General features: G+C 65.4%; 13 protein-coding genes and 2 pseudogenes. 5 read left to right on the top strand and 10 right to left on the bottom strand.

Annotated features, from left to right (window positions below; translation table 11 throughout):
* Window positions 1–18 precede the first annotated feature (18 nt).
* The 7 genes and pseudogenes from infB to NFX52_RS18840 form a co-directional block, all read right to left on the bottom strand.
* Window positions 19–2,892 (bottom strand): translation initiation factor IF-2, encoded by a 2,874-nt coding sequence (gene infB / locus NFX52_RS18870; RefSeq protein ID WP_055398159.1) that lies wholly within the window; start codon window positions 2,890–2,892, stop codon window positions 19–21.
* 60 nt (window positions 2,893–2,952) lie between these two features.
* Window positions 2,953–4,383: pseudogene (gene nusA, locus NFX52_RS18865) on the bottom strand (transcription termination factor NusA); the annotation flags it as partial.
* A 97-nt stretch (window positions 4,384–4,480) separates the two neighbouring features.
* On the bottom strand, window positions 4,481–5,077 hold the full coding sequence (gene rimP / locus NFX52_RS18860) for a ribosome maturation factor RimP (protein WP_055398161.1): 597 nt from the start codon (window positions 5,075–5,077) through the stop codon (window positions 4,481–4,483).
* A gap of 276 nt (window positions 5,078–5,353) precedes the next feature.
* Window positions 5,354–8,737, bottom strand: a complete 3,384-nt coding sequence (locus NFX52_RS18855) for a DEAD/DEAH box helicase (protein ID WP_252635779.1) — start codon at window positions 8,735–8,737, stop codon at window positions 5,354–5,356.
* Between the two features lie 170 nt (window positions 8,738–8,907).
* Window positions 8,908–9,306, bottom strand: coding sequence for a thioredoxin family protein (locus tag NFX52_RS18850; RefSeq protein ID WP_055398163.1), 399 nt, complete (start codon window positions 9,304–9,306; stop codon window positions 8,908–8,910).
* 57 nt (window positions 9,307–9,363) lie between these two features.
* Window positions 9,364–10,644 (bottom strand): cytochrome c, encoded by a 1,281-nt coding sequence (locus NFX52_RS18845; RefSeq protein WP_055398164.1) that lies wholly within the window; start codon window positions 10,642–10,644, stop codon window positions 9,364–9,366.
* 14 nt (window positions 10,645–10,658) lie between these two features.
* On the bottom strand, window positions 10,659–11,453 hold the full coding sequence (locus tag NFX52_RS18840) for a c-type cytochrome (RefSeq protein ID WP_055398165.1): 795 nt from the start codon (window positions 11,451–11,453) through the stop codon (window positions 10,659–10,661).
* Between the two features lie 166 nt (window positions 11,454–11,619).
* Here NFX52_RS18840 and NFX52_RS31110 point away from each other — a divergent pair, with 166 nt between their 5' ends.
* Both NFX52_RS31110 and NFX52_RS31105 read left to right on the top strand, forming a co-directional pair.
* Complete coding sequence (locus NFX52_RS31110; RefSeq protein ID WP_353848493.1) at window positions 11,620–12,546, top strand: aminotransferase-like domain-containing protein; 927 nt, start codon at window positions 11,620–11,622, stop codon at window positions 12,544–12,546.
* On the top strand, window positions 12,446–13,108 hold the full coding sequence (locus tag NFX52_RS31105) for an aminotransferase-like domain-containing protein (protein ID WP_353848492.1): 663 nt from the start codon (window positions 12,446–12,448) through the stop codon (window positions 13,106–13,108). The genes NFX52_RS31110 and NFX52_RS31105 overlap by 101 nt, the downstream gene beginning before the upstream one ends.
* A 189-nt stretch (window positions 13,109–13,297) precedes the next feature.
* Here the strand turns inward: NFX52_RS31105 and NFX52_RS18830 are convergent, their stop codons facing one another.
* Complete coding sequence (locus NFX52_RS18830; RefSeq protein WP_055398167.1) at window positions 13,298–15,097, bottom strand: methyl-accepting chemotaxis protein; 1,800 nt, start codon at window positions 15,095–15,097, stop codon at window positions 13,298–13,300.
* Between the two features lie 332 nt (window positions 15,098–15,429).
* Between NFX52_RS18830 and NFX52_RS18825 the strand changes: the two are divergent.
* Window positions 15,430–16,237 (top strand): annotated as a pseudogene (locus tag NFX52_RS18825) (esterase/lipase family protein).
* Window positions 16,238–16,424: 187 nt separating this feature from the next.
* Here NFX52_RS18825 and NFX52_RS18820 read toward each other — a convergent pair.
* Window positions 16,425–18,266 carry a methyl-accepting chemotaxis protein gene (locus tag NFX52_RS18820; protein ID WP_055398169.1) on the bottom strand — a complete coding sequence of 614 codons (1,842 nt, stop codon included), beginning with the start codon at window positions 18,264–18,266 and terminating at the stop codon, window positions 16,425–16,427.
* Between the two features lie 274 nt (window positions 18,267–18,540).
* A complete protein-coding gene (ppa, locus tag NFX52_RS18815; RefSeq protein WP_055398170.1) occupies window positions 18,541–19,077 on the bottom strand; it encodes an inorganic diphosphatase in 537 nt (178 codons plus the stop codon).
* A 259-nt stretch (window positions 19,078–19,336) separates the two neighbouring features.
* Here ppa and NFX52_RS18810 point away from each other — a divergent pair, with 259 nt between their 5' ends.
* Both NFX52_RS18810 and NFX52_RS18805 read left to right on the top strand, forming a co-directional pair.
* Entirely contained in the window at window positions 19,337–21,418 is a 2,082-nt protein-coding gene (locus NFX52_RS18810) for a sodium-translocating pyrophosphatase (RefSeq protein WP_055398171.1), read from the top strand.
* A gap of 105 nt (window positions 21,419–21,523) precedes the next feature.
* A partial coding sequence (locus NFX52_RS18805; RefSeq protein ID WP_252635778.1) for a DUF1631 family protein occupies window positions 21,524–23,460 on the top strand: 1,937 nt, incomplete at its 3' end.

Raw genomic sequence — 23,460 nt, 5'->3', positions numbered from 1 at the left:
GTCGTCGTCACCGATGCCTTACAGCGTCCGCGCGATTTCCTTGATGTCAAAGAATTCGAGGTGATCGCCTTCCTTGATGTCGTTGTAGTTCTTGAGCTTGATACCGCACTCAAAGCCTTCCTTGACATCCTTGACATCGTCCTTGAGGCGCTTGATCGAATCGACTTCGCCGGTGTAGACCACCACGTTGTCGCGCAGCAGGCGGAAGCGTGCGTTGCGATGGACCATGCCCGAAGTGATGTACGAACCGGCAATCGTGCCGATCTTGGTCGCCACGAACACCGTGCGGATCTCGGCGGTGCCGATGATTTCCTCGCGCTGCTCGGGGGCCAGCATGCCGGACATCGCCACACGCAGCTCGTCCACAGCGTCGTAAATGATGCTGTAGTAGTGCAGATCGACGCCATTGCCTTCGGCCAGCTTGCGCGCACCGGCATCGGCCCGCACGTTGAAGCCGATCACGATGGCCTTGGAGGCGATCGCCAGGTTGATGTCGGACTCGCTGATGGCGCCCACGGCGGCGTACACCAGCTGCACCTTGACTTCGTCAGTCGAGAGCTTGAGCAGCGACTGCGCCAGCGCTTCCTGCGAACCCTGTACATCGGCCTTGACGATGATGGGCAACATCTTCACTTCGCCCGCCGTCATGTCGGCAAACATGTTTTCCAGCTTGGCGGCCTGTTGCTTGGCCAGCTTGGTGTTGCGGAACTTGCCGGCACGGTAGGTCGCGATTTCGCGGGCACGGCGTTCGTCCGTGAGCACCATGAATTCGTCGCCGGCCTGCGGCACTTCCGTCAGACCCTGGATTTCCACCGGGATCGACGGGCCTGCGGTCTTGGCGACCTTGCCGTTTTCGTCCAGCATGGCGCGCACGCGGCCATAGGTCTGACCAGCCAGCACAATGTCGCCCACCTTGAGCGTGCCGGACTGAACCAGCACCGTGGCCACAGGGCCGCGGCCCTTGTCGAGCTGGGCTTCGATCACCAGACCCTTGGCCAGTGAATCGACCGGTGCCTTGAGTTCCAGCACTTCGGCCTGCAGCAGCACTTGCTCCAGCAGGGTGTCGATGCCCATGCCGGTCTTGGAAGACACCGGCACGAAAGGCGAATCGCCACCGTACTCTTCAGGCACCACCTCTTCGACCACCAGCTCCTGCTTGACGCGGTCGGGGTTGGCATCGGGCTTGTCGGCCTTGGTGATCGCCACCACGATAGGAACACCAGCCGCCTTGGCGTGCTTGATGGCTTCCTTGGTCTGGGGCATGACACCGTCATCGGCCGCCACCACCAGGATCACGATGTCCGTGGCCTGGGCACCACGGGCACGCATGGCCGTGAAGGCCTCGTGGCCCGGGGTGTCAAGGAACGACACCATGCCGCGTGGTGTTTCCACGTGGTAGGCACCGATGTGCTGCGTGATGCCACCGGCTTCACCCGCAGCCACCTTGGCGCGGCGAATGTAATCGAGCAGCGAGGTCTTGCCATGGTCCACGTGACCCATGACGGTCACCACAGGAGCACGTGGCAACAATTCCACGTTCTGCTGGGTCGTATCGTCGTCGGTAAAGGCTTCTGGATCGTCCAGCGCTGCCACCACCGCCTTGTGGCCCAGTTCTTCCACCACGATCATGGCGGTGTCCTGGTCCAGCGGCTGGTTGATGGTGACCATCTGTCCCATCTTCATCAGCGCCTTGATCACTTCAGACGCCTTGATCGACATCTTGTGTGCCAGCTCTGCCACCGTGATGGTTTCGGGCACATGCACTTCAATGATGCGCGCCTCGACCGGTGCAGACTGCTGGTGATCGTCGCGATGGTCGCGGCTGTCGCCACGGCGGCCACGCGGGCCACCACGCCAGTTGTTGCGACCGACACCGCCGCTGCTGTCGCCACGGGTCTTGATTTCTTTTTTCTTGGCGGTGTCGTTGGCCCAGCTGGAGGACAGCTTGGCCGACTTCACTTCCTTGCCAGCGCCTGGCGCACCTGCGCCTGCCCCGGCAGTGGCGGGAGCGCCTGCGCGCGCCACACCGGTGCCAACAGCCGGCTTGTGCAGGGTGCCCTTCTTGGCATCCCCCACGGCAGCGGGCTTGGCCACTGGCTTGGGTTCTTCTGGCTTCTTGGCCACCATGACCGCCTTCTTGGGCGTGGCCATCATGGACCGGATCGCAGCAGCTTCCGCTTCGGCCTTGCGGCGACGGGCGTCCAGGTCAGCAGCGCGCGCGGTTTCCTCGTCGGCGCGTGCCTTGGATTCAGCGGCAGCCTTTTCGCGGGCTTCGGTTTGGGCTGCATTGCGTGCAGCGGCTTCGGCCGCTTGCTCGCGGGTGGCCTCCTGCTTGACAGCAGAGGCTTGTGCCTTCTTCTCGGCTTCCTGGGCGGCATAGGCGGCAGCGCGCTCTTCAGCTTCACGCTCGCGCTTCTCACGCGCTTCGCGCTCGGCACGCTTTTCGGCCAGCTCCGTCTCCTGGCGGCGGATCAGCTCGGCTTGGCGGCGAGCTTCTTCCTCGCGGCGGGACAGTTCCAGGTCTTCGCTGGAAACAGCGGCCTCTTCCGCAGCGGCGGGCGCGTGGGATTCGACAGATGCCTCGGCACCTTCGTCGCGCTGGATGAACGTGCGCTTCTTGCGCACTTCCACCTGGATCGTGCGGGCCTTGCCCGTGGCATCCGCCTGCTTGATCTCGCTGGTGGACTTCTTCACCAGCGTGATCTTCTTGCGGTCGGCCGAAGCCGTGCCGTGGCTGGCCTGCAGATAAGCAAGCAGCTTTTGCTTGTCCGACTCGGTCAACGCGTCGGAAGGGGCGGCCTTGCCCACGCCCGCAGCTTTGAGCTGGTCGAGCAGGGTTTCAGGCGATTTTTTGAGTTCGGTTGCAAACTCGGCGACAGTATTACTGGACATATGTGGTTCGTGCCTCCCTGACCTTTGCTCTTGCCCCGCGAACCAGTGTTCGCGCGCCTTCATGATCAAGGCTTTGGCATCTTCTTCAGACTGTCCGGTCAGGTCGGTCAGTTCATCAATGGCCAGATCGGCCAGGTCGTCACGTGTGTGCACACCGCCTTCAGCCAACTTGGCAATCAGCTCGGGGGTGAGGCCTTCGAGGTCGCGCAGGTCCTGGGAGACCTCTTCCACGCTTTCCTCACGGGCGATTTCCATCGTGAGCAGCGCATCCTTGGCACGGGCACGCAACTCGTTGACGGTGTCTTCGTCGAAGCTTTCGATCTCCAGCATTTCCTGCAGCGGCATATAGGCCACTTCTTCGAGGCTGTTGAAGCCTTCGGAGATCAGGATGTCGGCGATTTCCTCGTCCACATCGAGCTTTTCCATGAACAGCTTGCGGGCCGTGTCGGTCTCGTTGGCCTGCTTTTGCGCGCTTTCGGCGGCGTCCATGATGTTGATCTTCCAGCCAGTCAGATCGGACGCCAGACGCACGTTCTGACCACCACGGCCAATGGCGATGGCGAGATTTTCCTCGTCCACGACCACGTCCATGGCGTGTTTTTCTTCATCGACCACGATGGAGGACACGTTGGCCGGGGCCAGGGCGCCGATCACAAACTGTGCGGGGTCTTCGGACCACAGCACGATATCCACGCGTTCGCCAGCCAGCTCATTGGTCACCGCATTGACGCGGGTGCCACGCACACCGACGCAAGTGCCAATGGGGTCCACGCGCTTGTCGTGGCTCAGCACGGCAATCTTGGCGCGCGAGCCGGGGTCACGGGCGCAGGACTTGATTTCCAGCAGGCCTTGTTCGATCTCAGGCACTTCGTTGCGGAAGAGTTCGATCATGAACTCGGGGGCCGAGCGCGACAGGATGATGGGAGCGCCGCGCAGCGTCAGGTCCACTTCCATGATCATGGCGCGCACACGGTCGCCACTGCGCAGGTTTTCCTTCGGGATCATCTCGCCACGGCGCAGACGTCCTTCCACACGGCCGGATTCGACAATGATGTCGCCCTTGTCCATGCGCTTGACGGTGCCGGTAAAGATTTTCTCGCCGCGCGACATGAAGTCGTTGAGCAGCATTTCACGCTCGGCGTCGCGGATCTTCTGCAGGATGACCTGCTTGGCAGCCATGGCGCCGATGCGGCCGATCGGCACGGACTCGACACCTTCTTCGATGTACTCACCCACTTCGATGTCCGGAATGCGGTCCTTCGCATCCATCAACAGCTCTTCGGCCTCGGGGTTTTGCAGGCCGGCATCATCGGGCACCACCAGCCAGCGACGGAAAGTCTCATAGTTGCCGCTGTCGCGATCTACGGACACGCGAATGTCCACCTCGCCCTGGTACAGCTTCTTGGTAGCCTGGGCCAGGGCCGACTCCACGGCGCCCAAGACCACATCACGCTCCACGTTCTTTTCGCGCGAAATGGCCTCAACCAACATCAACAATTCGCGATTCATGCGACGACTCTCCTGTTTCAATCACCCGAAGGCGGAGGCTGCGCGCGGCTGCCACCCACCCCAATTTTTCAGCAGCCACTCAGGCGGGTGCCGCCCCAGCCTTGCCTGCACGCCCCTTGAAATCCACGATGGGCGCCAGGCGCACATCCCGAACCTCGTCCAAGGTAAAGCCCAGCGCCTGCAATGGGGCGGGCACACGTTTCTTGCTGACCTTTTGACCTGGCTTGACCGGCGGCTCGTCACTCCAGACGATCTGCCACCCCCCAGCCTCGGCGCGCTCCAGCGTGCCGCGAAATTTCTTGCGGGTGGCATTGACCTGCCCCGCCGCCGCCGCAACGCCGATGGGCGCCTTCAGGGTGACGTCGATGACCGAACCCTCGAAGCGGACAAAGTCTTGCTCATGGCGCAGGGGGCGATCGATGCCGGGGGACGACACTTCGAGGCGCTTGTACTCGACGCCATCGACCTCCAGCGCAAACTGCAGCTGGCGCGTGACCTTCTCGCAATCCTCGACGGTCACGAACTGCTCAATCACGGGCTGGGGCGCATCAGCGGCCGGCTGCACCCAGGGCAAGTCGATGGTGACGCGCAGCAAACCACCAGCGGAGCGCTCGATCTCCACCAGGTCATACCCCAGGCCCGTCACAATTTGTTCAACGACTTGCTGCAATGCCACGTGTTCAGTTCAATCCCGGAAAAACAAAAAACCCGATAACCCCCGGAGACTCTTCCCCGACAGCTTCGAGCTCCAAAAGCGTTCGACCAAAAAAAACGGGCGGTTGGTACCCGCCCGTTTGGTCGTGAGAATCGTATTGTAGCGCGCAAAGTGTTGATTTGCAAAGGCGCGGACGGGCAAAACTGTTGTCAACGCGCCCAGGCCAGTGTGCATGCGGCCTGCCGGACGATGTGGTGCCAAAACGGCACCTGGCGCTTATCCAATCGGTGCGAGCAGCTATGACAGTGATAGCGGCTGCAGCAGCTCGGCCAGATCGCCCTCGGTGAACAGCGGCTCCTTGCGTGCAGCGGAGTCGCTGTACAGACTGCCCGCCAGCTGCGCCTTGCGCTCCTGCAGCGCCAAAATTCGCTCTTCAATCGTGCCCTGCGCCACCAGTTTGATCACCCATACGCTCTGTGTCTGTCCAATGCGGTGGGCGCGGTCGGTGGCCTGTTTTTCCACCGCCGGGTTCCACCAGGGGTCGTAGTGGATCACCGTGTCAGCCTGCGGCAGGTTCAGCCCCACCCCGCCCGCCTTCAGGCTGATCAAAAACAGCGGCACCTGCCCGCTGGTGAACTGTTCGATGATCGCGTCGCGCTTCTGGCTCTGCCCCGTGAGCTTGACCCAGGGCAGGTTGCGTTTTTTCAGCTCGGCCTCGATCAGTGTGAGCATGCTGGTGAACTGCGAGAACAGCAAAATGCGCCGCCCCTCGGCCAGCATCTCGGGCAGCAGCGCCATCAGCTGGTCCAGCTTGGCCGATGTCTTGACCTTTTTGGCAGCATCCAGCGGCACGAGTTGCGGGTGGCAGCACACCTGGCGCAGCTTGAGCAGCGCATCGAGGATGGTGATCTGCGACTTGGCCAGCCCCTTGGACTGCAGGGCTTCGCGCACGGTTTTTTCCATACCCAGGCGGATGGTTTCGTACAGATCGGCCTGCGTGCCGGTCAGCTCCACGGGCATCACCGACTCGACCTTGGGCGGCAGCTCGCCCGCCACCAGGGCCTTGGTCCTGCGCAGCATAAAAGGCGTGATGCGCGCGCGCAGCTGTGCCATGCGCGCGCCGTCGCCCAGTTTTTCGATGGGCGTGCGAAACACTTCCTTGAAGCGTGTTTGACTGCCCAGAAAACCTGGCATCAAAAAGTGAAACAGGCTCCAGACCTCGCCCAGGTGGTTTTCCATGGGCGTGCCCGACAGGCACAGGCGGTGGCGCGCCTGCAGCTGGCTGACCACCTGCGCGGCATGCGTGCTGGCGTTCTTGATGTTCTGCGCTTCATCCAGCACCACCAGGTGCCACTGGTGCGCCAACCAGCGCTCGCGGTCGCGCTGCAGCAGCGAATACGGGGCGATGACCAGGTCATGCTCGGTGACTGTATCTGCCATGCCGTGTCGGCCGGCGCCATGCAGCACCAGGCAACGCAGCCCAGGGCAAAAGCGGGCGGCCTCGCGCTGCCAGTTGCCCATGAGGCTCACCGGCGCAATGACCAGCGCAGGTGCGGTCAGCCGCCCCGCGTCTTTTTCGACCTGGATGTGTGCCAGGGTCTGCAGCGTCTTGCCCAGGCCCATGTCGTCGGCCAGCACACCGGCCAGGCCGTGGGCGCGCAAAAACTGCAGCCAGTTCAGCCCCTGCTGCTGGTACGGCCGCAAGGTGGCCAACACGCTGGCGGGCAAAGGCACCTCCGGCAAGGCGCCGGCGCCCCGCAACTGGGCCGCCATGGTGCGCAAGGCATCGGCGCCCTGCCACACAGCGCCCTCGCCCAACGCGGCGCTGGTGCGCAGCGCGTCCATGCGCGAGAGCTTGAGGCTGTCGCCGCTGAAATCGTGCGCGCGGTCGCCCACCAGATCCAGCAAGGCCGCCATCCAGGGGCGCAGCGCGTCGGTTGGCACCCGCACAAAACCCGATGCCCCCACGTCCCGCAGGTAGGCAAACGGCGGCAGCTGCGGCTGGCCCGTGACGGGGTGGGGCGGCTGCTGGGCGGCAGCGGCGATCAGCAGGGGCAGCAGCGGCAGGATGTTGTGGCGCACGCCGTTGATTTCCATGCCCAGCGACAGCGCAAACCAGGGCGATGTGGCCTCATCTTCGCCACTGGGTTGCAGTGACACGTCCAGCGTGTCGGCATGGGTGATCCAGCCGTCCAGCGCCGCGTCCTGCGTCAGCACAAAACCGGCCTCGCGCAACACGGAAAAACCGTTGTCAAACCAGTGCATCCAGTCGTCCTGCGATTCCTCGCCGGGGATGCCAAACAGGCCGTCGTCGGTGGCCAGCAGGCCCAGGTCCATCAGGCGTTCAATGGCATCCAGCTCGGCCGCCGCGTCGCGCTGCAGCAGCACCTGACTGCCGTCGGCGCCGGTCACCAGCACGCTCAGGTCCTGCCCGGCCCACCAGCCCACATGGCCCTGGTAGTCAAAGCGCAACTGGGCGGTGATGAGGCCCAGGCCCGGCACATCGGCTTCGGGCACGGGCGCCGGGTGCAGGCGCGCCACGGGCTTGACGCCCTGCACGCGTGTGAGAGGGCTGAGCACCGGCGGCAGCGGCAGCATGCCCCCAAGGCGGCTCGCCACCTCGGCATGGTGTTTTTGCAGCGCGGCGGCGGCGAGCGGAGGCGCCTGCAGCAGCAGTTCCAGTTGTTCGGGGCTCAGCCCCTCGGCCGACACGGGGCCGCAGAGGCCCTGATCGACATCGATGTACAGCGGCGGGTGGTTGGCGCACAGCGTGGCGCTGGGGCCGGGCAGGCGGGCCTGTAGGGTCCAGGCGCTGTCGCCACCATCGCCGCCATTGCCACCACCAGATATGGCTGTTTCTTTCCAGGCCCAGGCTATGGGCAGCGGATCGCCCCAGCGCAATGGCGCGCCCACCGTGGAGCCTCCCGCGTCGGCAAACAGACGTCCCGTGGCGGCCGCCTGCTGCAGCGCCATCAGGCCTACAGCGCCCTCCAGCACACCCGTCGGCGCGCCGTTGTAGGCCGAGTAGTAGCCCATGCTGCGCGGCATGGCACGCAGCAATTGCAGCAGCTGGCGGTCCACATCCGTGGCGCGGTCATACACCGCCTGGCCGGGGCCAGGTTGGGTCCGGACGGCCTTGGGCTTGGCCCAGCCGCCGGTGAGCTTGGGGTAGGACACCACGGCCTCGATCTGCAACTGCGGTGCACCAGCGCGCAGGCGCCCGATGGTGGAGAGCAGGTAGAGGTAACACTCCGGCCGGTCTGCCCGCGCGCCAGCCAGTGGCGGCGCGGCGTTGTCTGCCGCCAGATCCCAGTCGTTCAGCCAACGCACCAGGCGGGCCTCGGCCTCCGCGCGGGCCTGGGCGGCAACGCGCTCCTGCATAGCCTGCAGCGCTTGCACGGCCTGCGCTGTAGGGGGCGAACGGGGGGCAGGCTCTGCGCCTGGGCGCACGTCCAGGGCCTTCAGCGTCAGAGCTACGGCATGTTTGCAGTCTTCGCCCACCGGGCAGGTGCATTCGCCCGACCAGGAGCGGACCTGGCCGTTGGGCGCCAGCACCAGCTCTACCGACAGCGCGTACGGCTCGGGTTGGGTGCCCTGCACTTCGCCGCCGATGCGCCAGACGCCTTTGCCGTCCTCTTCAACGTCGATGCTGACGACCGCAGACTGCCGGAAAAGGCCCATACCGCGCGACCAAGCGCCTTGGTCGCAGTGAGCCTGCAGCGAGCTGATAGAAAAGGACGGAGCAGCGGAGGATGACACAAATTAATGTAAAAAATGGTTCTAGCGCTTTACCATCAAGCGCTAGAAGCTATTAAAAAGTGAGCATTGAGTGAGTATTCAGAACGCCACTCTTACTGGCTGCGCGCGGCGCGCACACGCTCAAAAACGCCCTGAGCCTCGCCGCCCGCCCCTGCGCTGCCGGGAGCGGCCTGTAGGCTGGCCAGCAGCCGCGCCAGCACGGGCGCCTGGGGCAGCAGCGGCCCCAGGAACAGCGCGCGCTGGCCGTCGGCAATCAGCAGGGTGGGAAAGGTCTCCACGTCCAGGTCGCCAGCCAGATCGGACTCGTCTTCGATGTCCACCCATTCAAAACGCACCTCCGGATGCGCGCGGGCCAATTCGTTGAACAGGGGGCGGTAGATGCCACAGGTGCCGCACCACGCTGCGCACAGGCACACGGCCCACCAGCCACCGGGCGCGGCGGCCGCCGGGCTTGGCGGGGAGGACGGGGGCAGTGCGGCGGGGCTGGACATCAAACGGGCTCCTGGGGCTGGCGTGGCGGGAGCCCTGTGAAGACAGCAGGCCCCGCGCTACAAACCGCGCCGTTCGCGGGCGCGGTAAACCTCGATGGTACCCACACCCGGCGCCTGGTTGCCCCAGCTGTTGCGCACAAAGGTGGCCACCGCCGCCACGTCCTCGTCGGACAGAAACTGCTGGAACGGCGGCATGCCATGCGGGCGCGGGTTGCCCTCCGTGGCAGGCAGGTAGCCACCCTGCAGCACCACACGCACCAGGTTGGTGGGGTCCGCCAGCGTAACCGCGCGGTTGCCCGCCAGCGCCGGGAAGGCGCCGGGCTCGCCCTGGCCTTGGTCGCCATGGCATTGGGCGCAGTGTTGTTCGTACACCTTGCTGCCACGCGCCATCGCGCTGGCCGGGGGCGCGGCTGCCGTGACTGGCGTCTTGCGATCTTGTTGCGGCAGGACCTGCAGGTACACGGCCATGGCGCGCGCATCGGCATCGGTGAGGTACTGCGTGCTGCGGAACACCACTTCGGCCATGGGGCCCAGCACCGAGCCCTGAGGGGCCACGCCGGTTTTCAGCAAGGCCATCACGTCTTCGGTTTTCCATTCTTTGACACCCGCCTCATGCGCAGCATTGAGCGCAGGGGCATACCAGTTCTGCACCGGGATCTGCCCGCCGGTAAAGGCCTTGGCGTCGGTGGTGGCGCCCAATGCGTTGCGCGGCGTGTGGCAGGCGGTGCAATGGCCCAGGCCGTTGACCAGGTAGGCGCCCCGGTTGTATTCGGCCGACTGCGTGGGTTCGGGTTGAGGCGCCCCGGGCGTGAAGAACAACGCCCGCCAAACACCCAGCGCCGCCTGCGTGTTGTACGGAAAACGCAGAGCGTGGTCGCGGTTGGACTCAGCGGCGGCGGGCAGGCTGTGCAGGTAGGCAAAGATGGCGTCCGAATCCTCGCGCGTCACCTGCGTGTAGTTGGGGTATGGAAAGGCCGGATACAACAGCCGCCCGTCCTTGCTGCGGCCGTGGTGCATGGCGCGCCAGAACTCGGCAGAGGTCCAGCTGCCAATGCCATGCGCCTTGTCGGGCGTAAGGTTGGAGCTGTGCACCACGCCAAACGGCGTCTCGATGCCGCGCCCGCCCGCAAACGGCGCACCGCCCTGCGTGGTGTGGCAGGCCATGCAGTTGCCCACGCGGGCCAGGTACTCGCCGCGCTGAATCAATTCAGGTGTGCTCTGCAGCGTCTCGCCAGCGGGCAGAGGCTCTTCGCCGCGCAAGTTCAGGCTGATCAGCAGTGCTGCCGCAATGCCCAGCGCGGCCAGAACGGAAGATATTGTCCAGAGGATGCGTTTCATCGGTGCATCGCTTCTCAACGTGCAGCCGCAGCGGCCACGGGCACTTCGGCCACACCACCGCAGCGCGCGGGCATCGCAGCAGGCAAGGTGCGGGCGGGCTTGCCCCCCGCCGCCACGGGCTGGGCGGCCAACCAGGCCGAGACAGCACTCACATCGTCGGGCGTGAGCTGGCGGGCAATGTCGGCCATGCAGTCGGGCAGATGCGCCCGGCGCTGGCCGGTCTTCCAGGCACCCAGCTGGCTGTTGAGGTAGTCGCGCGGCAGGCCTAGCAGGCCGGGTATGGACGGGGTCACACCCGTCATGGCTGCGCCATGGCAGGCCACGCAGGCGGGGATGTTGCGGGCCCCATCGCCCCCTTGCACCAGCTTGCGGCCTTGCTCCAGCACAGCGGCGGGCGCTTGTGGTGCGGGCGGCGGCGGGTAAGGCAAGTCCAGCGCTGCAAAGTGCTCGGCCATCTCGCGCAGGTAGTCGTCGGTCAGGTGTTCAATCAGGTAAGTCATCTGCGGGTAGCTGCGCCGCCCGTCCCGAAAGTTGAGCAGCTGGTTGGCCAGGTAGCCCGCTGGTTTGCCCGCAATGCGGGGGAAATAGCCGTCTGGCGTGGCCCGGCCCTCTTTGCCGTGGCACGCGGTACAGGCCAGCACGCGCGAGGACATGGACGACACGGGCACCGTGGCCGCAGGGGCGGCAGGGGGCGTGCTGGCGGGCACCGTCTGGGCCGCAGCGCCAGCCGTCAACGCCAGCGCCACCAGGGCAGCCGCGCCGGGTGCGGAAAAAACAGGGCGCAGCAAGCCGCGCAGGCAATCGATCATGGGGATTTTTCCGTGGGGAAACGGTCGGCGGGCACCCACAAGCCGTGCGCTCGGGGCATGCACCAATACAAGCCCTCACTCTACGCCCAGCGGCAAAAACAGTACAGATTCAGTTTCCTGTTAAAAATACAGATCAGTTTGACAAGCAGCCAGCCCCACCACCCCAATGAAACGCTACGAACGCCACGCTGACACCATCGCGCAGCTCATCCACAGCGGCGCGCTGCGGCCTGGCGACCGAGTGCCTTCGGTGCGCGAGGCCAGCCGCACGCGGGGCATCAGCCCGTCCACCGTGTTCGAGGCGTACTACCTGCTGGAGGCCCAGGGACTGATCCACGCCCGGCCGCGCTCGGGCTACTACGTGAGCGCCCGGCTGCCCAGCACGGCCGAGGCCCGCCCCGCCGAGCCCCTGCCCTCGCAGCCCGCCGCCACCTCCACCGGCGTGGCGATCAGCGACCTGGTGTTCGAGGTCCTGGGCCTGGCCCGTGACCGCGATCTGGTACCGCTGGGCTCGGCCTTCCCGGGGCTGGAGCTGTTTCCGCTGGACCGCTTGGCGCGGTGCCTGGCCAGCGGCATGCGCAAGCTCGACCCGTGGAACATCGTGCAAAGCCTGCCACCGGGTGACGAACGCCTGCGCCAGCAGATCGCACTGCGCTACGGCCTGCACGGCATGGCGGTGGATGTGGAAGAAATCATCATCACCAACGGCGCGATGGAGGCGCTCAACCTCTGCCTGGAGGCCGTCACCCAGCCGGGCGACGTGGTGGTGGTCGAATCGCCCACCTTTTACGCCGCGCTGCAGGCCCTGGAGCGGCTGAACCTGCAGGCGCTGGAAATCGCCACCCACCCGCGCGACGGCATTGACCTGGCCGCGCTGGCCGAGGCGCTGGAGCGCCAGCCCCCCCCAGCAGCCCGTCAAGGCCTGCTGGCTCATGCCCAGCTTTCAAAACCCTCTGGGCAGCCTGATGCCGGAGGACAAAAAACGCGAACTCGTGGCACTGCTCGCCCGCCACCAGATCCCGCTGATCGAGGACGACGTCTATGCCGAGCTGCACTTCGGCCCCCAGCGCCCGCCGCCTGCCAAGGCGTTTGATGGCACGGGGCTGGTCATGCACTGCAGCTCGTTCAGCAAAAGCCTGGCGCCCGGCTACCGCGTGGGCTGGGTGGCGGCGGGCCGCTTTGCCACGGCGGTGCAACGGCTCAAGCTGATGACCACACTATCAGCCGCCACACCATCGCAGCAGGCGCTTTCCGAATACTTGGCCCAGGGCGGCTACGACCGGCACCTGCGCGCGCTGCGCCGCAGCTTGGCCGAGCAGCGGGCGATTGCGTTGGAGGCGGTGGCCCAGCACTTCCCACTCGGCACGCGCGTGTCGCGGCCCGAGGGGGGCTACTTTTTGTGGGCAGAGCTTCCGCAGGAGGTCGATGCACTGGCGCTGCACCGTCAGGCACTTGCGCAGGGCATCAGCCTGGCGCCCGGGCAGATTTTTTCGGCCGACCGGCGTTTTGCGCACTGCGTGCGCATCAACTACGGGCACCCGGCACATGACCGCCTGCAACCCGCCCTGGAATGCGTGGGCCGCCTGGCAACTGTGCTGGCTGCCGAGGGTGCGCGCACACCCCTTGGTGAGCGCACCAACAACTCAAATCTATAGAGCGGCGACTGCAGCACAACCTGTCCGGCACAGACACGGGTCTGAGCCAGGCCGCCAACAAAAAAGCACGCTGAGGATGCCCCCCAACGTGCTTTTCTTTTGATAGCTACCTGCGCTTGATGGGCAAGCGCCAGGGCCTGTTTTTATCCATATCCCTCGTCGCTATCCCTCAGGCGGGGGCATGCCCGCTCAGAAGCTCTCCCATTCGTCGTCGTTGCCGCCCTTGGCTGCGGCTGCAGGCGCGCTGGCAACCGGGGGCCTGGTGCTGGCTGCAGGGGCAGCTGCAGGGGTGGCCGCGCTGGCCTTGGGCGCTGCCAGGCTGGCCTGGGGTTTGGCGGGCTTTGCGCTGCCGATCTTGCTGGCGCCTTTGGTCGCGCCTGCACTGCGTTGGGCGGTGAATGCCGGGGCAGCGATGGGCGCTCGGGGTGCCGGTGCGCTGCGCATGGCGTTGGCGTCGAGCTTGAAGACCGCCACGGCGTTGACAAGTTCGCCGGCCTGGGCGTTCAGGGCGCTGGCGGCGGCCGCCATTTCTTCCACCAACGCTGCGTTTTGCTGCGTGGCCTGGTCCATCTGCGTGACGGCTTCTCCCACCTGACCCACTCCTGCGCTTTGTTCGCTGCTGGCGGCGCTGATCTCTCCCATGATGTCCGTCACTCTGCGGATGGAGGCGACCACTTCGGTCATGGTGGCCCCTGCCTTGTCCACGAGGGCCGTGCCTTGTTCCACGCGCTCTACGCTGGCGGTGATGAGGGCTTTGATTTCCTTGGCGGCTTCTGCGCTGCGCCCTGCCAGGCTGCGCACTTCGCCGGCCACCACCGCAAAGCCCCGGCCTTGTTCTCCGGCCCGGGCGGCTTCCACGGCGGCGTTCAGGGCCAGGATGTTGGTCTGGAAGGCGATGCCGTCGATCACGCTGATGATGTCGGCGATCTTTCTGCTGCTGTCGTTGATGCCTTTCATGGTCTCGACCACTTCGGCCACCACCTCGCCGCCTTGCACGGCCACGGTGCTGGCGCTCACCGCCAGCTGGTTGGCGGCCCGGGCGTTGTCGGCGTTCTGGCGCACGGTGGAACCCAGCTCTTCCATCGAGGCTGCCGTTTCTTCCAGCGCACTGGCCTGCTGCTCCGTGCGGGCCGACAGGTCGTTGTTGCCCGAGGCAATCTGTGAGCTCGCCGAGGCAACCCCTTCCGCGTTCTGGCGCACCGAGCCCACGGTGTTCACCAGACTTTGCTGCATGCGCTGCAAGGCGCCCAGCAGGTGGCCGGTTTCGTCCTTGGAACTCACGGTGATCTGGCCACTGAGATCGCCGCTGGCCACACGGTCGGCAGCCTCCACGGCCTGCGCCAGGGGGCGGGTGATGGAGCGGATGATGGTGATGGCGAGAAAGACGGCAATCGCAATGGCGAGCACGCCAGCGATCAACACATCCCGTTGCAGCGCAGCGGCGGCAGCTTCGGCCCGCTCACCTGCTTTGACCGTGGTCTGGGCCTGAAACTCAACCTGTTCGTCGATCGCAGCCTGGTAGGCCCGCTGTGCCGGGCGGTATTGCTCTTCCAGGAACTTGGTGGCTTCGTCCCTTTGACCTTGTTGGATCATCGTCAGGTATTGATCCCTCAACTTCACGAAATCGGCACGCCGCTGCTGCATGCGCGCGAGGAGTTCCTTGCCTTTTTCAGAGGTGATCAGCGCATTCAAGGTTTTGTATTGCGCCTCCACGTCCACTGCGGCGGCAGATATCTGGCTTGTTGCCGACTTCACGACGGACTCCGTGGTGAAAATCGCCAGATTACGCACCTGGATGGCTTGCTCATTCACGCCATCAGTGAGTGCGCCCAAAGCCTTGGTCACCGGTATGCGAACGTCAATCACGTCCTTCAGCTCTGCGCGCTGGCTCGCAGACTGGATCAGGCTGACCGTCCCCAGCGCGATGAGCAACAGCACCATGACGGCAAAGGCCACGGTGAGTCGGGTTGATATCTTCAGCTGGTTCATCCTGCTTCTCCTCTGGACGGGTGGTGGTTTGAAGGTGGTTTTTTGGCTGTCACTACCTTATCCGTGAGCGATCTTTGTCACCAGTGCTATTTCGCCGCGGCGCAGCAACTCCGACCTGTGCGCCACAGATCACCCTGCACTCGCCCAGGCATTTATTGACAAAACGCCGCATCCGGTCGGTTCAGTGCGTTCCCCACCCCGCCGCAGCCCCGGCCTGCCCGGTTGGGATTGGAGAGCTAGCTCCAGTCCCAGCCCCGGTGCGCAGGCAAAAAAATGCTACCTTCCACAGCGGCCCTACCGCCGGTGCGCCCCCGCTTTTGACTGACGATCCGATGCCCCTTTTCAGCAACAAAGAAACCGATCCCAACCACATCCCCGCCCCGGGCCTGCCCCTGCTGGCGCTGGAGCTGCGGGCGCCCTGGGAGTTTGGCGCGGTGCTGCCCGCCTGGCCGGTGCTGCAGCGTGCCCCGCTGGGCGACGGCCACACGGTGATCGTGTTTCCGGGCCTCACGGCGGGTGACGCCACCACCGTGCCGCTGCGCCGCTACCTGGATTCGCGCAACTACGACACCCTGGGCTGGGGCCAGGGCCTGAACCTGGGCCCCCGCGATGGCGTGCTGGAAACCGCCAAGCGCCAGCTGCAGGAGGCCGCCCAAGCCAGTGGCGGCAAGGTGAGCCTGGTGGGCTGGAGCCTGGGCGGCGTCTATGCCCGCGAGCTGGCCAAGGAGATGCCCGACCTGGTGCGCTGTGTGATCACACTGGGCACGCCATTCGCAGGGCACCACACCTCGACCAATGCCTGGCGCATCTACCAGTTCGCCAGCGGCCGCAACATCGAGCGCGAAACCGAGAGCTACAACCTGCCCGAAGCGCCCCCCCGTGCCCACCACCAGCATCTACTCGCGCACAGATGGCGTGGTGGCCTGGCGCGGCAGCATCCAGGCCCCGGCGGCGCACAACCCGCACACCGAAAACATCGAAGTGGTGGCCAGCCACTTTGGCATCGGCCTGAACCCCAGCGCCTGGTGGGCCGTGGCCGACCGCCTCGGACAACCGCATGGGCCGCAAGTGGTGTGGCAGCCTTTTCAGCGCCCCCGGGTTCCGGGCTTGCACCTGGTGTATCCAGATCCCCACCGCTAAGCGACTTGCGCGGGGCTATGCAGCCAGTCCGCCCAAAGAAATAGAAAACAGAGAACAAAAAAAGCACGCTGAGGATGCCCCCCAACGTGCTTTTCTTTTGATAGCTACCTGCGCTTGATGGGCAAGCGCCAGGGCCTGTTTTTATCCATATCCCTCGTCGCTATCCCTCAGGCGGGGGCATGCCCGCTCAGAAGCTCTCCCATTCGTCGTCGTTGCCGCCCTTGGCTGCGGCTGCAGGCGCTGGCGCGCTGGCAACCGGGGGCCTGGTGCTGGCGGCAGGGGCGGCTGCAGGGGTGGCTGCGCTGGCCTTGGGCGCTGCCAGGCTGGCCTGGGGTTTGGCGGGCTTTGCGCTGCCGATCTTGCTGGCGCCTTTGGTCGCGCCTGCACTGCGTTGGGCGGTGAATGCCGGGGCAGCGATGGGCGCTCGGGGTGCCGGTGCGCTGCGCATGGCGTTGGCGTCGAGCTTGAAGACCGCCACGGCGTTGACAAGTTCGCCGGCCTGGGCGTTCAGGGCGCTGGCGGCGGCCGCCATTTCTTCCACCAACGCTGCGTTTTGCTGCGTGGCCTGGTCCATCTGCGTGACGGCTTCTCCCACCTGACCCACTCCTGCGCTTTGTTCGCTGCTGGCGGCGCTGATCTCTCCCATGATGTCCGTCACTCTGCGGATGGAGGCGACCACTTCGGTCATGGTGGCCCCTGCCTTGTCCACGAGGGCCGTGCCTTGTTCCACGCGCTCTACGCTGGCGGTGATGAGGGCTTTGATTTCCTTGGCGGCTTCTGCGCTGCGCCCTGCCAGGCTGCGCACTTCGCCGGCCACCACCGCAAAGCCCCGGCCTTGTTCTCCGGCCCGGGCGGCTTCCACGGCGGCGTTCAGGGCCAGGATGTTGGTCTGGAAGGCGATGCCGTCGATCACGCTGATGATGTCGGCGATCTTTCTGCTGCTGTCGTTGATGCCTTTCATGGTCTCGACCACTTCGGCCACCACCTCGCCGCCTTGCACGGCCACGGTGCTGGCGCTCACCGCCAGCTGGTTGGCGGCCCGGGCGTTGTCGGCGTTCTGGCGCACGGTGGAACCCAGTTCTTCCATCGAGGCTGCCGTTTCTTCCAGCGCGCTGGCCTGCTGTTCTGTGCGGGCCGACAGGTCGTTGTTGCCCGAGGCAATCTGTGAGCTCGCCGAGGCAACCCCTTCCGCGTTGCTGCGCACGCCGGACACCACGTGCGCCAGGTTGGCACGCATGTCACCGAGCGCGGTGAGCAACTGGCCCATTTCGTCCTTGCCGCCAGGCGGCACCTCGGTAGTGAGGTCGCCCTCGGCAATCGCGCGGGCCGCCCGCACAGCATGGTGGGCCGGCCGGGAGACGGTGCGCGTAATGCCCACACCCAACAAGGCCGCCAGCACCACACACACCGCCAGGGTGCCCAGCAGCCACAGGCGCGCCGTGGCGAATACTTCACGCCCTTCGGCACTGGCTTGCAACGCGGCCTCGGAATTGATCTTCTGCAGTTCGCCCAGCGTTTCTGCCGCGGCGACAAAAGCGGCTTCCGACTCGCCCGCATAGAGCATGCCCAGGGCGTCGCCGGTGAGTTCCAGCGTCTCGGCGTTGGTGAAGTCCACGCCCGAGGCGATCTCCAGCAATTTGGCCTGGAGCTTGATGTACTCGGCTTTGCGCTGCTTGTAGGCGGTATAGACCTCGCGCTCCTTGTCCATGTCGATGAGGGCCTCGTACGCAACCTCGACCTTGTCCAGATCCTTGTGGCGCAGGGTTACCTGCTCGGAAAACGCCTTGACTTCCGCCACGCTGCGCGAGGTGACCACCCCCGCCTCGGAGCGCCGCATGCGGTTGAGCAACACGCGCAGCTCCCCCGTTTGCGCCACGCTGGGCAGCAAGTTGGTGGCGATCTGGTCCGCCCCCTGGTGGATGCGGGACATCTGCACCAGCGCCATCACACCCAGCAAGGTGGTGAACAGCACCACCGCCAAAAATCCCGCTCCCAGCTTGACGCCGATGCGCAGATCGGAAACTCTCATGGATCACCCTTCACATTGCGTTTGCCCAAAAGGCACTTCGACGCATGCCAATCTGTATTGCTCAGCACCGCATACTTGTAACCAAATGCAGTCTAGCAGTGCCTGCCGCGCTGCAAAGTGGGCTTTCCCCTTACAGAACAACACCGCGCGGCCAAAAAAAAGCATGCGGGCTTGTGGCGCGCATGCTTTGTCGGGAACGCTGGAAGGCTATTGTATTTGTAGCTAATCCCGCTTTACCAAAAAGCCCTGGAGGCTATTTGATGCCCAATTTTCTTCAGGCGTTCGACTTCTTGAAAGCCTCGATGCCGTCCGTGATTTCCTTCTTGGCGGCGTCAATGCCTTCCCAGCCCAGCACCTTGACCCACTTGCCCTTTTCCAGGTCCTTGTAGTGCTCGAAGAAGTGGGCGATGGCGTTGCGGCGCATGGCATTCACGTCGTCGATGTTCTGCCAGTGGTCGTACATGGGCAACACTTTGGAGGTGGGCACGGCAATGACCTTGCCATCCACACCGGCCTCATCTTCCATCATCAGGATGCCCAGCGGGCGGCACGGCACGACCACACCGGGGTGCAGCGCGTAGGGGGTGATCACCAGCACGTCCACCGGGTCGCCGTCGCCCGACAGCGTCTGCGGCACGTAGCCGTAGTTGGTGGGGTAATGCATGGCCGTGGTCATGAAACGGTCCACGAAGATCGCGCCCGATTCCTTGTCCACTTCGTACTTGATCGGGTCAGAGTTCATCGGGATCTCGATGACCACGTTGAAGGCTTCGGGGACGTTCTTACCTGGGGGGACGTTGTTGAGGGACATGTCTTTGGAGAGTGGTTTGTTGACGGTAACCCGCGAAGCGGCCGACGCTGACACAGCGCAACGAACCGTCGGGATTAACCCTGATTTTAGGCGCACGCCCCTTTCTGCCCGCTTGCAAACCGGCGTTTGCCTGTAAATTGGGTCTGTTGGCCAATCGACTCCTCCCGCACAACGCACGGGGAGCACGAGGAAGCAACGCAGCGGGGATGCCACCGATGCGTTGGTCCCCCTCCGTGCAACACAACCCTAGGAGAATTGAATGGCTGCAAGTTCAGCACTGACATCCCCTCTCATCCTCGCCCTCGTTTGCGGGCTCATCGCGGTGGCCTACGGCATCTGGGCTCGGGGCTGGATTCTTTCCAAAGACCCGGGCAACGCCCGCATGCAGGAGATCGCCGCCGCCATCCAGGCCGGCGCGGCGGCCTACCTCGCCCGCCAGTACAAGACCATCGCCATCGTGGGCGTGGTGCTGGCCATCCTGATTGGCATCTTTCTGGACATGACGACGGCCGTTGGCTTCGTGCTGGGCGCCTTTCTGTCGGGGGCCTGTGGCTTCATCGGCATGAACGTGTCGGTGCGCGCCAACGTGCGCACCGCGCAGGCGGCCACCCACGGCATTGGACCGGCACTGGACGTGGCGTTTCGCGGCGGGGCCATCACCGGCATGCTGGTGGTGGGGCTGGGCCTGTTGGGCGTCACGGGCTTTTACTGGTTCCTGGCGGGCAACGGCAACCTCACACCCACGGCCAACCTGGCCACGCTGCTCAACCCGCTGATCGGCTTTGCGTTTGGCTCGTCGCTGATCTCGATCTTTGCGCGCCTGGGCGGCGGCATCTTCACCAAGGGCGCCGACGTGGGCGCCGACCTGGTGGGCAAGGTGGAGGCCGGCATTCCTGAAGACGACCCGCGCAACCCCGCGGTGATCGCCGACAACGTGGGCGACAACGTGGGCGACTGCGCCGGCATGGCGGCCGACCTGTTCGAGACCTATGCGGTGACGCTGATCGCCACCATGGTGCTGGGCGCGCTGCTGGTGGCCACCGCGCCCGTTAACGCCGTGGTGTACCCGCTGGCGCTCGGGGCTGTGTCCATCATTGCATCCATTATTGGCTGCTTCTTCGTCAAGGCCTCGCCCGGCATGAAGAATGTGATGCCCGCGCTGTACAAGGGCCTGGCGATTGCGGGTGCGCTGTCGCTCGTCGCCTTCTACTTTGTCACCATCTGGATCATGCCGGACAACTCCATCACCGCCACCGGTAGCCAGATGAAGCTGTTCGGTGCATGCGCCACCGGGCTGGTGCTGACGGCTGCTCTGGTGTGGATCACCGAGTTCTATACCGGTACGCAGTATTCGCCTGTGCAGCACATCGCGCAGGCATCGACCACCGGGCACGGCACCAACATCATCGCGGGCTTGGGGGTGTCGATGCGCTCCACCGCCTGGCCGGTGATCTTCGTGTGCCTGGCCATCCTGTCGGCCTACCAGCTCGCCGGGCTGTACGGCATTGCCGTGGCGGCCATGTCCATGCTCTCCATGGCGGGCATCGTGGTGGCGCTGGACGCCTATGGTCCCATCACCGACAACGCAGGCGGCATTGCCGAAATGGCCGAGCTGCCCAGCAGCGTGCGCGACATCACCGACCCGCTGGACGCCGTGGGCAACACCACCAAGGCAGTGACCAAGGGCTACGCGATCGGCTCGGCCGGGCTGGCCGCGCTGGTGCTGTTTGCCGACTACACGCACAAGCTGGAGAGCTACGGCAAAGCCATCACGTTTGACCTGTCCGACCCGCTGGTCATCATCGGCCTGTTCATCGGCGGGTTGATCCCCTACCTGTTCGGCGCCATGGCGATGGAGGCCGTGGGCCGCGCGGCCGGGGCCGTGGTGGTGGAGGTGCGCCGACAGTTCAGCGATATTCCCGGGATCATGGAGGGCACCGCCAAGCCTGAATACGGCAAGGCTGTGGACATGCTGACCACCGCCGCCATCAAGGAGATGGTGATCCCCAGTCTGCTGCCCGTGGTGGTGCCCATCGTGGTGGGCCTGCTGCTGGGGCCCAAGGCGCTGGGCGGTTTGCTCATGGGCACCATCGTCACCGGCCTCTTCGTTGCCATCAGCATGTGCACGGGCGGCGGCGCATGGGACAACGCCAAGAAGTACATCGAGGACGGCCACCACGGCGGCAAGGGCAGCGAGGCCCACAAGGCCGCAGTGACCGGTGACACCGTGGGCGACCCCTACAAGGACACGGCCGGCCCCGCCATCAACCCGCTGATCAAGATCATCAACATCGTGGCGCTGCTCATCGTGCCGCTGGTGGTCAAATTCCACGGAGGGTGAAGCCACAGCCTCGGTCTGACAAGCCGGGAATCCAGGTAAACAAGGGGCCGCGGGCCCCTTTTTGCCGCGTACCATGGCGGGCACCGGCTCCCGTCCTCCCAGAAGATGGCCTTGAAACACACCACACCGTCGGCCCCTGCCCCCTCCGCCAGCGACACCACGCCCTACCAGCACATCGTGCGCGACGTGCTGGCACAGGCCCGGCCCCTGATGGAGCGCGTCGCCGAGGCCACGCGCATGTCCCTGCTCACGCGCCAGGACCAGGCCCGCACACCGGGTGAACACAACGCCATGCACGAAGCACGGCAGCAGCTGTCGCGGCTCACGTCCGTGATGGGCGAGCGTTACCCCGACGCGCTGCGCAAGGCACTCGACCAGGAGGCGGCACAGAACGAGGAAAAGCCCACACGCTCCCTGTTCACCGTCCATTTCGACGACCTTGAACTGATGGACGAGGCGCAGATCAACGACAGCGTGGAGCGCGCCCGCGCCCGGCAGGTGCTGATCTCGGCCGTGGAAGGGCCGCTGGCCGACCTCGACGCCCTGGTGTGTGCGGCCCGGGGCCTGGCCCGCGTTCAGCCGGAGCACAACCCCCTGCGCCCCGAAGTCTTTCTACAGGCGCTGCAGACCGTGGTGTCGCAGATGCAGGTCACGCCGCAGGTGCGGCACGACTGGATGGGCCCCATGGCCCAGGCGCTGGGCACGGAGCTGCGGGGGCTCTACCTGGCGCAGATTGATCGGCTCAAGCTCAGCGGCGTGCAGCCCGTGGGCTATGCGATGCGCCAGGCCGATGGCCAGGTGGTCTACGTGGCGCCCACCGAAGGCGGCGCATCCCCCGGCTTTGCAGCCGACAACGACCTGTCCACAGTGGAAGGCCACGCCGATTCCCTGCTCACACTCGACCGCCTGCGCCGCCTGCTGCTGGGCGAGTTCAGCGAGAACCCGGCCCCCACGTCGGCGCCAACACACACGCCCTCCCCCCATTCAGACGAGAGCTTCGCCGACCAATTCGCACGCGAGTTCGATAACCCCAACCAGCTTCCCCCCATCGACCCACCCGCCACGGACTTCGCAGCCACCGTGCCCGCCGCCTTCGAGGCGCTGCAGGCCATGAACCAGGTCGGCCACATGATGGAGCGACTGGGGGGCCAGCGCCCGCAGCAGGTCGGCAGCAGCACAGAGGGCAGCCCTGCAGCCCCGTCGCGCAAGCATTCCGGCGGACTGGGAGAGGCCTTGAGCATGGAGGTGGTGGCGCTGATGGTGGACAACATCGCGCGCGATGGTCGGCTGCTGTGGCCGGTGCAACAGTTCATCCGCGCGCTGGAGCCGGCCTTGATACAGCTGGCCGTAGCCGACCCCCGTTTCTTCAGCCACAAGGAGCACCCCGCGCGCCGACTGCTGCAAGACATCACCGACCGCAGCCTGGCCTTCAACAGCCCCGAAGCCACCGGCTTCCAGAGCTTCATGCGCTCGCTCATGAACATCGCGGGCCCGCTGGCCACGGCCACCATCGACGGGCACGACGATTTCGAGCACGTGCTCCAGCAATTGCACGCCAAATGGGCAGAAAAGGACCAGCAGCGCAAACAGGAACGCCAGCGCGCCATTGAGGCCTTGCAGCACGCGGAACAGCGCCACCTGCTGGCCGCCCGGATTTCGCGCGACCTCTCGCTGCGGCCTGATTTCGGCAAGGTGCCCGACGAGATTTCCCGTTTTCTGCTCGGCCCCTGGTCCCAGGTCATGGCACAGGCGCGCCTGACCGACACCACCCGCAGTGCCGACCCAGGCCGCTACGAGGAGCTGGTGGACGCCCTGATCTGGAGCACGCAGCCCGCCTTGACCCGCGCGAACACCGGCCAACTGGCCCGCCTGCTGCCCAAACTGCTGGCCAAGCTGCGCGAGGGCCTGGCGTCCATCGACTACCCGGCCGCCCGAACCGAGGCCGTCTTCGAACTGCTGATGGAACTGCACCAGCAGGCCTTCAAGCCCGGCCCCCGGGTGGCCACCAAGCCCGCCGCCCCGCCGCCCCAACCACCGGCTGT

Origin of the sequence: Acidovorax facilis, from assembly GCF_023913775.1 — a bacterium.
GTDB lineage: Bacteria > Pseudomonadota > Gammaproteobacteria > Burkholderiales > Burkholderiaceae_C > Acidovorax > Acidovorax facilis.
The sequence above is the reverse complement of the archived record's forward strand: the minus strand, read 5'-3'. Positions and strand labels throughout refer to the sequence as shown.

Excerpts from the sequence above, each read along its gene's own strand:
- infB (WP_055398159.1), bottom strand. The coding sequence starts at position 2,892 with ATGTCCAGTAATACTGTCGCCGAGTTTGCAACCGAACTCAAAAAATCG.
- NFX52_RS18855 (WP_252635779.1), bottom strand. The coding sequence starts at position 8,737 with ATGGGCCTTTTCCGGCAGTCTGCGGTCGTCAGCATCGACGTTGAAGAG.
- NFX52_RS18850 (WP_055398163.1), bottom strand. The coding sequence starts at position 9,306 with ATGTCCAGCCCCGCCGCACTGCCCCCGTCCTCCCCGCCAAGCCCGGCG.
- NFX52_RS18845 (WP_055398164.1), bottom strand. The coding sequence starts at position 10,644 with ATGAAACGCATCCTCTGGACAATATCTTCCGTTCTGGCCGCGCTGGGC.
- NFX52_RS18840 (WP_055398165.1), bottom strand. The coding sequence starts at position 11,453 with ATGATCGATTGCCTGCGCGGCTTGCTGCGCCCTGTTTTTTCCGCACCC.
- NFX52_RS31110 (WP_353848493.1), top strand. The coding sequence starts at position 11,620 with ATGAAACGCTACGAACGCCACGCTGACACCATCGCGCAGCTCATCCAC.
- NFX52_RS18830 (WP_055398167.1), bottom strand. The coding sequence starts at position 15,097 with ATGAACCAGCTGAAGATATCAACCCGACTCACCGTGGCCTTTGCCGTC.
- NFX52_RS18820 (WP_055398169.1), bottom strand. The coding sequence starts at position 18,266 with ATGAGAGTTTCCGATCTGCGCATCGGCGTCAAGCTGGGAGCGGGATTT.
- ppa (WP_055398170.1), bottom strand. The coding sequence starts at position 19,077 with ATGTCCCTCAACAACGTCCCCCCAGGTAAGAACGTCCCCGAAGCCTTC.
- NFX52_RS18810 (WP_055398171.1), top strand. The coding sequence starts at position 19,337 with ATGGCTGCAAGTTCAGCACTGACATCCCCTCTCATCCTCGCCCTCGTT.